This window comes from Subsaximicrobium wynnwilliamsii, from assembly GCF_007997225.1.
GTDB lineage: Bacteria > Bacteroidota > Bacteroidia > Flavobacteriales > Flavobacteriaceae > Psychroserpens > Psychroserpens wynnwilliamsii.
Genome location: NZ_VORM01000047.1, coordinates 1 through 8,475 on the forward strand (window position 1 = coordinate 1; position 8,475 = coordinate 8,475).

At 31.9% G+C, this 8,475-nt stretch carries 8 protein-coding genes; 7 read left to right on the top strand and 1 reads right to left on the bottom strand.

Features of this window, described 5'->3' with window-relative positions; translation table 11 throughout:
* The first annotated feature begins 189 nt into the window (after nucleotides 1-189).
* The 7 genes from ESY88_RS19835 (at nucleotide 190) to ESY88_RS19865 (ending at nucleotide 7,922) form a co-directional block, all read left to right on the top strand.
* A complete protein-coding gene (locus tag ESY88_RS19835; protein ID WP_006988392.1) occupies nucleotides 190-798 on the top strand; it encodes a GntR family transcriptional regulator in 609 nt (202 codons plus the stop codon).
* Between the two features lie 91 nt (nucleotides 799-889).
* On the top strand, nucleotides 890-2,362 hold the full coding sequence (locus tag ESY88_RS19840) for a S41 family peptidase (protein ID WP_006988391.1): 1,473 nt from the start codon (nucleotides 890-892) through the stop codon (nucleotides 2,360-2,362).
* A gap of 5 nt (nucleotides 2,363-2,367) precedes the next feature.
* Nucleotides 2,368-3,465, top strand: coding sequence for a serine hydrolase domain-containing protein (locus ESY88_RS19845; protein ID WP_147088449.1), 1,098 nt, complete (start codon nucleotides 2,368-2,370; stop codon nucleotides 3,463-3,465).
* A gap of 327 nt (nucleotides 3,466-3,792) precedes the next feature.
* Nucleotides 3,793-5,466 (top strand): hypothetical protein, encoded by a 1,674-nt coding sequence (locus ESY88_RS19850; protein ID WP_147088448.1) that lies wholly within the window; start codon nucleotides 3,793-3,795, stop codon nucleotides 5,464-5,466.
* An 11-nt stretch (nucleotides 5,467-5,477) separates the two neighbouring features.
* The gene (locus ESY88_RS19855) at nucleotides 5,478-6,092 is read left to right on the top strand and encodes a DUF6705 family protein (protein ID WP_147088447.1); all 615 of its coding nucleotides are present in this window, start codon (nucleotides 5,478-5,480) and stop codon (nucleotides 6,090-6,092) included.
* A 774-nt stretch (nucleotides 6,093-6,866) separates the two neighbouring features.
* Nucleotides 6,867-7,205, top strand: coding sequence for a hypothetical protein (locus ESY88_RS19860; RefSeq protein WP_147088446.1), 339 nt, complete (start codon nucleotides 6,867-6,869; stop codon nucleotides 7,203-7,205).
* Between the two features lie 96 nt (nucleotides 7,206-7,301).
* Entirely contained in the window at nucleotides 7,302-7,922 is a 621-nt protein-coding gene (locus ESY88_RS19865) for a hypothetical protein (RefSeq protein ID WP_147088445.1), read from the top strand.
* 277 nt (nucleotides 7,923-8,199) lie between these two features.
* On the opposite strand, the gene ESY88_RS19870 is transcribed toward ESY88_RS19865, so the two are convergent.
* Nucleotides 8,200-8,475 (bottom strand): transposase (locus tag ESY88_RS19870; protein ID WP_189702673.1); only part of this gene is annotated, 276 nt, incomplete at its 5' end.

Here is an 8,475-nt window from a genome sequence, read left to right on the forward strand (position 1 = left end):
ACATCGCGTATAATTAATTGCTTGACCTGTTCTCCTTCCGAAAATCCTCGTGGATTCGCTAGTTCGTTTTTATTTGCTAAATTTACTGCTTGAGACGCGCAACTAATCATACTCAAGAGCGTTGTGCCTCATTTCTAAAAAAAATCGTAAATATTTTAAAAATCGTATACGATATACTATATTTGATTTATGATAACAAAAATTACCTATCGAAATCAAGTACGAGAGCTGATTTTGGATAAGATGAAAACAGGAGAACTAAAAGCGGGAGAATCTTTATCGTTGGCTTCAATTGCAAGAGATTTAGAAGTAAGCGTTACACCGATAAGAGAGGCTTTAACACAATTAGAACAATCAAGAATTATTAAGTCCGCACCAAATCGAGGTTTCATAATTCCTGAACTGAACAACGTAATAGCAAAAGATTTATATCAACTTGTTGCTACTTTAGAATCTTTGGCCATAGAAAACTCTGTGTACTCAAAATCAATAATCAAAAAGCTGAAAAAACAGCAAGAAAAGATTGAAACTTCAAATAATGCAATTGATAGGGTTAATGAAGATATTATTTTTCATAACATTTTAACCTCTCAATATAAGAATGAGACTGCTCAGCAAATTTTACTTGATTTAAAAACGAGAATATTCTTTTATGAACTAGAATTTATGAGTTTAGATAATAGTTTAAATCAACAACACAATCAAATCATAAATTATTTAGAAAATGGACAAATCAAAGACGCTGTGAAGATATTAAAGCTCAACTGGCTACAAGTATTGGATTTTTTAAAATTATGACATCAACACTCAAGTAAGGTACTCAATTGCTTGAAATCTTATTAAAAGATTAAAATCTACTGACTTTAGCTTTTTTAAAAACTACATATAAATGAAAAATAACTTATTCAAACTATCCTTTTTATTGATATTGACAATTTCATCGTCAATTTTTGCTCAGGACAGTATTGTGTATCAACCAGAAGAAATGAAAAAGGATATTCTTAAATTTAAAGATGCCTTAATTAAAACTCATCTGGGAATATATGAATATCAAACCCCTGAAGAATTTGAACGATTTATAAATCATTTGATAATTGACGCTTCACAACCTTTAGAACCAAAGGATTATTACAAACTTATACTTAAACTTGTGGCAAATATTCGTGATGCCCATACTGATGCACATCCATTCAGAAGTTTAGGTAAAAAGATGTCTACATACAAGTGGCTGCCATTTCAAGTTTTTGTCAAGAATGACCGAGTTTACATCACTAGAGCTATGTGCAAAGAACCTATCTCAGAAGGCTCAGAAATCCTTTCTATCGATGGGAATTTAAGTAACAAAATTGTCATAGAAATGTTTAAGCACTATTCTGCTGATGGACTAAGCACATCGGGTATGGAACATTATTTAGGTGTTTCTTACAGGGCATTTCATAAAATATACCCCTTTGTTTTTGAGGATAAACCTACTTATCAATTAACCTACCGAGATTTTCAGACAAAACAAATAATGACCGCCCAAATATCAGCTTTGCCAAAAAAAGAATATTTAACTGAAGAGCTGAAAAGATATGGTAATAATAATAGTAAATACAAACCAAAAGCGTTCGATTTTAAAATTGATAATGCTAAACAATATGCCTACTTGCAATTAACGCGATTTTTTAAGGATAACTTTCAAGAACCGGAAAGCACTTATCCAGATTACTATGCCAAAAGTTTTAAAGAAATAGCAGATAATAATGTAAAAACTCTGATAGTAGATTTGAGAGATAATGATGGTGGAAAACTCAGTAATGCAGCACATTTATTACGATACTTTGTGAAAAAACCATTTAGACCAACTAATGAAATTACAACTAAAGGAAATGATGAATATTACTTAAAAACCATAGGAGATACGCTTAATTTTAATTCTCAATACGGGCTAGAAAGAAAAGCAAATGGAAATTATAAAGTGACAAAATTTGACTATCTGACCGAGTTAAAAGTTTTCGAACCAATTGATAAATATAGTTTTGATGGTAAAATAATAGTTTTAATAGATGGAGGCGCAGCTTCGGCAGGTGGTGCAGCACCAGCTTTATTTAGAGAATATACTAATGCAATCTTAGTAGGTAAGGAAACCTTTGGTACAGCTGGAGTGGGAAATGGCATTAACAGGATTTATGTAAAAGGAGATAATACAGACGTTGCCATATCTATTCCTTTAATGCATTCTGACATTGCTATAGATGAACATCTAAAAAGAAGGGGTACAATACCAGATTATGAAATATCAAATTCTATTGAAAATATAGTCAATAAAAGAGATCATATGATGGAGTTTGTTTTGGAAAAACTATTACTTAAAAAATAATTAAAATGATAAAAAAAATACAAAATCTCTTAATTTTCTTAGTACTGGTAATCTCATTTACGAGCTGTCATTCACAGAAGAAAATTATAAACCTAGCAGGATTTGACGTTAAAACAGATTCGATAAATACTTTCTTAAAATCAAGAATGGATTCTTTAAATATTCCAGGACTTTCAATTGCGGTTATAAATGACAGCAAAGTAGTTTATCACGAAACGTTTGGATTTGCAAACCTTGAAAAGAAAATACCTATTACTGAAAAAACAATTTTTGAAGGTGCATCAATATCAAAATCGGTATTTGCTTTTTTTGTAATGAAATTTGTTGAAGAAGGCAAATTGGATTTAGACAAGCCATTATTTGAATATTTACCATATGAAGATATCGCTTACGATGACAGGTATAAAAAAATTACGGCTAGAATGGTCTTAAGTCATAGGTCTGGATTTCCAAACTGGAGGGAAAATGAAGAAGACAAGAAACTTAAAATAAAATTTGAACCTGATACAGATTATGAATATTCGGGAGAAGGATATCAATATTTAGCTATGGTCTTAAAACAAATAGAAGATACAGATTGGAACGGTTTGGAAATGCTTTTTCAAAAAAAAGTTGCGAAACCGTTAAAACTAGAACATACTGTTTTTATTCCAACATCTTACACGAATGAACATAAAGCAGAACCCTATAACAACCAATGTGAATGGATTGATTTGAAAAACAACTATTGGTATAAAAAAGATAAAGGTGTATTTGTTTCGTCTTCATCTATTCATTCGGAACCTATAGATTTTTCAAAATGGATGATTGGGGTAATGAACAAAGAAATATTATCCAAAGAAAGTTATAATGAATTATTTAAACATCGTTCAACAATATCAACATCTTCGACTGGTATAAATGTCTATTACACTTTAGGCTATATAACTGCCGATAAACCCTATAATTCAACATATTTTCACGGTGGAAGTAATGACGGTTTTACTTGCTACTATTTGATGGATATATCTAAAAAATGGGGATATGTACTTTTTACAAATTCAGAAAATGGAGAAAGACTTGGGAACGAAGTGTGGAACTATTTTGAAAAGGAAAGTGAGTAAAAAACGAGGCACAACAACGTATATAGCTCATAGCTAGGTAGTTGCTTAATTCAAAGTTAAGGTATATTTGCCAGTCCGCCAAATTTTTAAATTTGGCTTATTAGTAAAAAAAGATAAAAAGAAAAAATTTAAAAATTCGGCTCGTGCTTCATCCGAAACTAATTGTTTAATTTGCACGCTACGAGCCATATACAGAGACGTTGTGGTTAATTTTGACCAAACCGATAGCCAGTTAATTAAGCCAAAAGCATAGTTCACTCATTATCGATTTGAAAATAAATTAACTCGAATTAAATTTAAAATCACTAACTTAAAACCAACAATGGTATGAAAAACAAACGAATTAAAAATTATCTAAAATTTGGAATCCTGCTCTTTGGGATTTCGGTTATTGTCATTGCCTGCCAAAAAGATGATAACGTTTCTACTGAGCAAAACTCGGAACGTAAAATCCCTCAAATAGAAACAATATCTTATGATGATGCTAATACCACTTTTAGTAACCTCAAAGCCCAATATAATTTAGACAGATATAAAGCCACAAAGTTTGCTGGTAATATTCAAGCTAAATCTACTACAGATACACTTGGGTTAATTATTGAAACTGATATTATTAAGCAAGCTACACTTGGTGATTACACATCCTATACAATGAAGATTGTACACCAAAACGATAGTACAGTATTCTATAACCTTACCATTGAATACAAAAATGGCGAATCTGCTATGTTTATTACCAAATATACACCTACCGAATATTGGTTAAACAATAAAGGTGAAGTCTATCAAGGTGAAGTGCAATCAAAAAGCGCCACCTTAACACAATATACAGACCCAGAAGATGCCTTTGAAGAAGGTTATACTGGAAACCCTGAATTAGGTTCTGGTCCAGGAGGAGGAGGTGGAGCTATTTACGACGCAAATTATCCATCTGGTTGTTTAGGTACTGTTATAGCCACAACAGCTTACGAAGCATATCCTTGTGATTGTGGTCATATGCCATGGGATAATACTTGCCAAGGTTGTACAACTAATCCTAAATGGCCTGGCTTTGAGGAAGTCATTATGTATACCTGTGAAGAAAGTTGGGATATTAATGACCCTTACGACCCAGGCGATACAGGTAATCCTGGAGGTGGCTCTTTGCCAGACCCAACAGAAGATGACCCGTCAATTACAGTTACTATAAGACCCGAAGAATGTACTGAGCGCGTAACTGGAGATTTAGATGGTGATTGTGCTTTAGATGCTTATGAATTATGTCTATTAAATGGAAACGACCAAGAAGTTTGTGATTGTGTTGCTGATGGTAATGAGCTATTAGATTGTATAGAACCTAAAACGGACTGTGAGAGTTTAAGTCTACTCGTTGCTAATGATTCTTTAGGCTCAAATATATTACCTATAGTAAATCAATTAAGAACCAAACTTGGTACAAATGACAATGAATGGTCTATAAGCTATGAAAATGTTTGGTCAGAAGATGGTAGAAAAAATGTACCTGATACAGAGGATGGCATTAGAGAAGGAACTTCAAGAACAAGGTCTAAATCAAAATCTGGTAATCTTTGGGTCGGTCAAATTCACACACATCCGCTAAATACCTATAAAGTATTTTCTTGGTTAGATTTAAGAGCATTAAAACTCATTTACGAAGATGTAAACAATCATTTTAAACAAGATGTGTTTTTGATGGCAGTAGCACCAAATAACGAAACTTATGCAATGAAAGTGAATGATATTGCAGCGCTTATATCAAAAATTGATGCGGATTGGACGAATGCGTCAGGTACTACAAATCAAGAAAAAGAAAGTGACATCGAAAAAGTTATGGTTGATAAGTATAGTATAAGTTCAAATCAGGAACAAGCTTTTTTAGAACTTTATGGTGATTATGGCATATCTTTTTATAAAGCCACAGATGCTAATTTGAGCAATTGGAAACTTTTAGAACTCGATGAAAACAACAATCAAACAGTAAACGAAACCCCTTGTAATTAAAATATAAAATAATGAAACAAATAATATTAGTAATAGTAGTTGCTCTTACAATTTTAAATTGTAAAGCACAGAGTCCTGTTTTAGAAATGGGAGTTGACGCTTTAAATGACGCACCGGATAATTCATATTATAAAGATGTAAATAACGTTTTAAACGATTTTGAAGGCACATGGTTATATACCAACGGAAATACCTCATTAAAAATAACTTTAGTAAAATATTTACAACTCTATAATGGCAAATATTATGAAGATTTATTAATTGGAGGCTATCAATATATAGAGAATGGTATAGAAATAGTAAATACCTTAGATGATGCTAATAACCCAAATCTTGGAATATCTGCAAGCATTGATGGTAATTTAATATTGAAAGATTGTAATTATCATCCTGTAAACGATTGTGTAGATGGAGAAAAAAGTCTTAGACTTGGAATTGATGACCCAAATTCAGATAAACATTGGGGAATTTTAAGATTGTTTAAAAGAACTATAAACGGGCAAGATGCACTAAAAATAATTATAGAAATGACTCATGTAACAGATGGCGAAGATCCTGAAGATGGTGACTTACCTTCACCATCAATTCCATGGCATATTCGTAACATAAACTTGATAAAACAATAAAAAAACTAACCACAACAATGTATATAAAAAATAGCAGTTAAGGGCTTAACTCAAAGTTCAGTTCTCTTCTGCTATCTTTTTTATAACCTGAAAAGTAACTACATTCTAACTTGCTACTTTTCATATACACAACCGTTGTAAAATATAGCAGAATTTACTCAGACCCAAAAAATCCAGACTCTGAAAACTGTCTGGTCTGAACTATTCCAGAAAGCCAACTGTTGCGGAATTTTGAGAAAGTTTGCGGAATTTAAAATCGGATTTTATTACAAAAAATAGTCGATTAAAGATGAGCATTCTAAAGTAAGCGGAATAAATAACGGAACCTGTAAAGTTTGCGGAACTCTCAAAATACGGAATTTAGCCAAATGCCGTAATATGCTCGATGCGGAATTTAAGCAGTTCGCGGATTTGCTTACTCGAGCGCACAACTTAAAAGCGCATTTTTATAAAGTCTGAAATTCACGAAACTACATTTTACAACATCGCGTATAATTAATTGCTTGGCCTGTTCTTCTTCCGAAAATCCTCGTGGGTTCGCTAGTTCGTTTTTATTTGCTAAATTAGCGCTTGAGACACGCAACTAATCATACTCAATCACGTTGCCAGTAATTCCTCTCATTGCGGAAAAAAAATTAATCTCTTTAAGCTAACGTTTAATGAGGAGAGAAAAGAAAAATTACTAAAAATCAAAAACACTAACAATTGATTTTTAGAACATTACAAAAACGTTAGTCAGAATTAAAAAATTGAAACTAAAAAACAAAATATATTATGAATTACAAATGGAATAAAACAAATAATAGAGGACAGTCACAAACTGGATTTGTAGATATATACCAATCAAACTTACAAAAAAATGCTATTCTAATAGTTAATTACTTGCCACAAATTAATGGCAAAAATCAAATTGTAATGGTAACCATATTATTAGAAGGAGAAAAAACAGATTGGTCTGAAGGTAAAATAAATGACATACTACAAGACAGTGGTGATTATGTGAAAAATAATGAACATAATTATTCTGTTGATTTTTTAAACACACAATTATTTTACTTGGAAAGTTTGAATGATTTTTCTTATTTAAATCACGGAGATTACACACCAATTTAGGAATTAAAACAAAATCTTTGACTTTTTATCATTGTACTTCTGATATATTTTCTAAATCTATTCTTGAAAATGGATTAGGAAAAATAAATCCTACATTTGATTATAGGTACTTTAGATTTATTAAATTATTTATTTGACTTATCAAAATATGAATTATCGAATAATGAAAATTTTAAAAAATTAACCTTTACCACTAAATTAATGATTAATCAAGAAATTAAATCTGTGGATGAGGAAATTTATAAAACTGACACCTTAAATTTCAAACACAATGGTGTGTTTTTGACTTTAGGAGATAGAGCAGCTATCACTCATTCTCATTACAATAAGTATGGAAGTGAAATATTAAACAGAATTATGCAAATCCAAGATTTATTGATTGAAAACAATATTGAAACTAATATTCCGGAAAAAATAAATCCGCTAAAAATCGAGGAACTTGTGAATTATGAACCAAAACCGATTTTTATAAAAATTAAGAGAATTGACTATAGATATTTACTCAACAAAAGAGACATTCCAATGTTCGAAGCAATGGAAAAAATTGAAGAGCAACTAAAAACAACGTCTGAAAATGTTAGTTTTAGTTTTAAACAAACAACAGTTTTCAAATATATAAAGCCGATAGAAAAGAAAGATTTAGTTGTTTACGAATTAGAATACGATGGACATCCAATTGATGAAAATTTTGAATATTATCTGACTGAAATAAAATAACTACTGGCAATAACTAAGTATTCGGCTCGCCGATAGGCCAGAGCTGAATACTGTGTTGACGAATCCGGTTGATTTGCCGTCTATGGGTAAAACGATGAATTTAAAGAAGGATGGCTGGAGTTTGCGCTGTTATTGACAAGGTCAGAAGGTATGAAGCTCAATTATTTTCTAACGCCATGAGTGCTTTTTAGTGGTTTAAATTTTCAATAGCTGGTTTTCATCGTTTAATTTTAAAGTTAAGGCATAGTAGAGCCAGTCCGCATGTGCAGAATAATTTTCAGTTGCTCCCATTCAATTTCCTGTCTTTCAGTAAAACCCGCCAATTCTCTGGAGGCCCACGATCGTTGAACAATAGTATCGTATGCAGTCTCCCTTTTTTACAGACAGGACATCGGCGATGCAAGAGTGGTTCTTTTGTTCTGACAGGTTCCCTCTTTACAGTGGCCAGTTCAGCTTGTAGTTTTGGCAACTTCTCTTTTTTCCAGCTGCTGCTCAAAATGCCATAGTGCCGTATCCTGGTAAATCCCTTGGGTAAAACGTGCAGGGCAAAGCG

Bases quoted from the DNA above. Each gene is read 5' to 3' on its own strand.
- ESY88_RS19835 (WP_006988392.1), top strand. From the start codon at position 190: ATGATAACAAAAATTACCTATCGAAATCAAGTACGAGAGCTGATTTTG.
- ESY88_RS19840 (WP_006988391.1), top strand. From the start codon at position 890: ATGAAAAATAACTTATTCAAACTATCCTTTTTATTGATATTGACAATT.
- ESY88_RS19845 (WP_147088449.1), top strand. From the start codon at position 2,368: ATGATAAAAAAAATACAAAATCTCTTAATTTTCTTAGTACTGGTAATC.
- ESY88_RS19850 (WP_147088448.1), top strand. From the start codon at position 3,793: ATGAAAAACAAACGAATTAAAAATTATCTAAAATTTGGAATCCTGCTC.
- ESY88_RS19855 (WP_147088447.1), top strand. From the start codon at position 5,478: ATGAAACAAATAATATTAGTAATAGTAGTTGCTCTTACAATTTTAAAT.
- ESY88_RS19860 (WP_147088446.1), top strand. From the start codon at position 6,867: ATGAATTACAAATGGAATAAAACAAATAATAGAGGACAGTCACAAACT.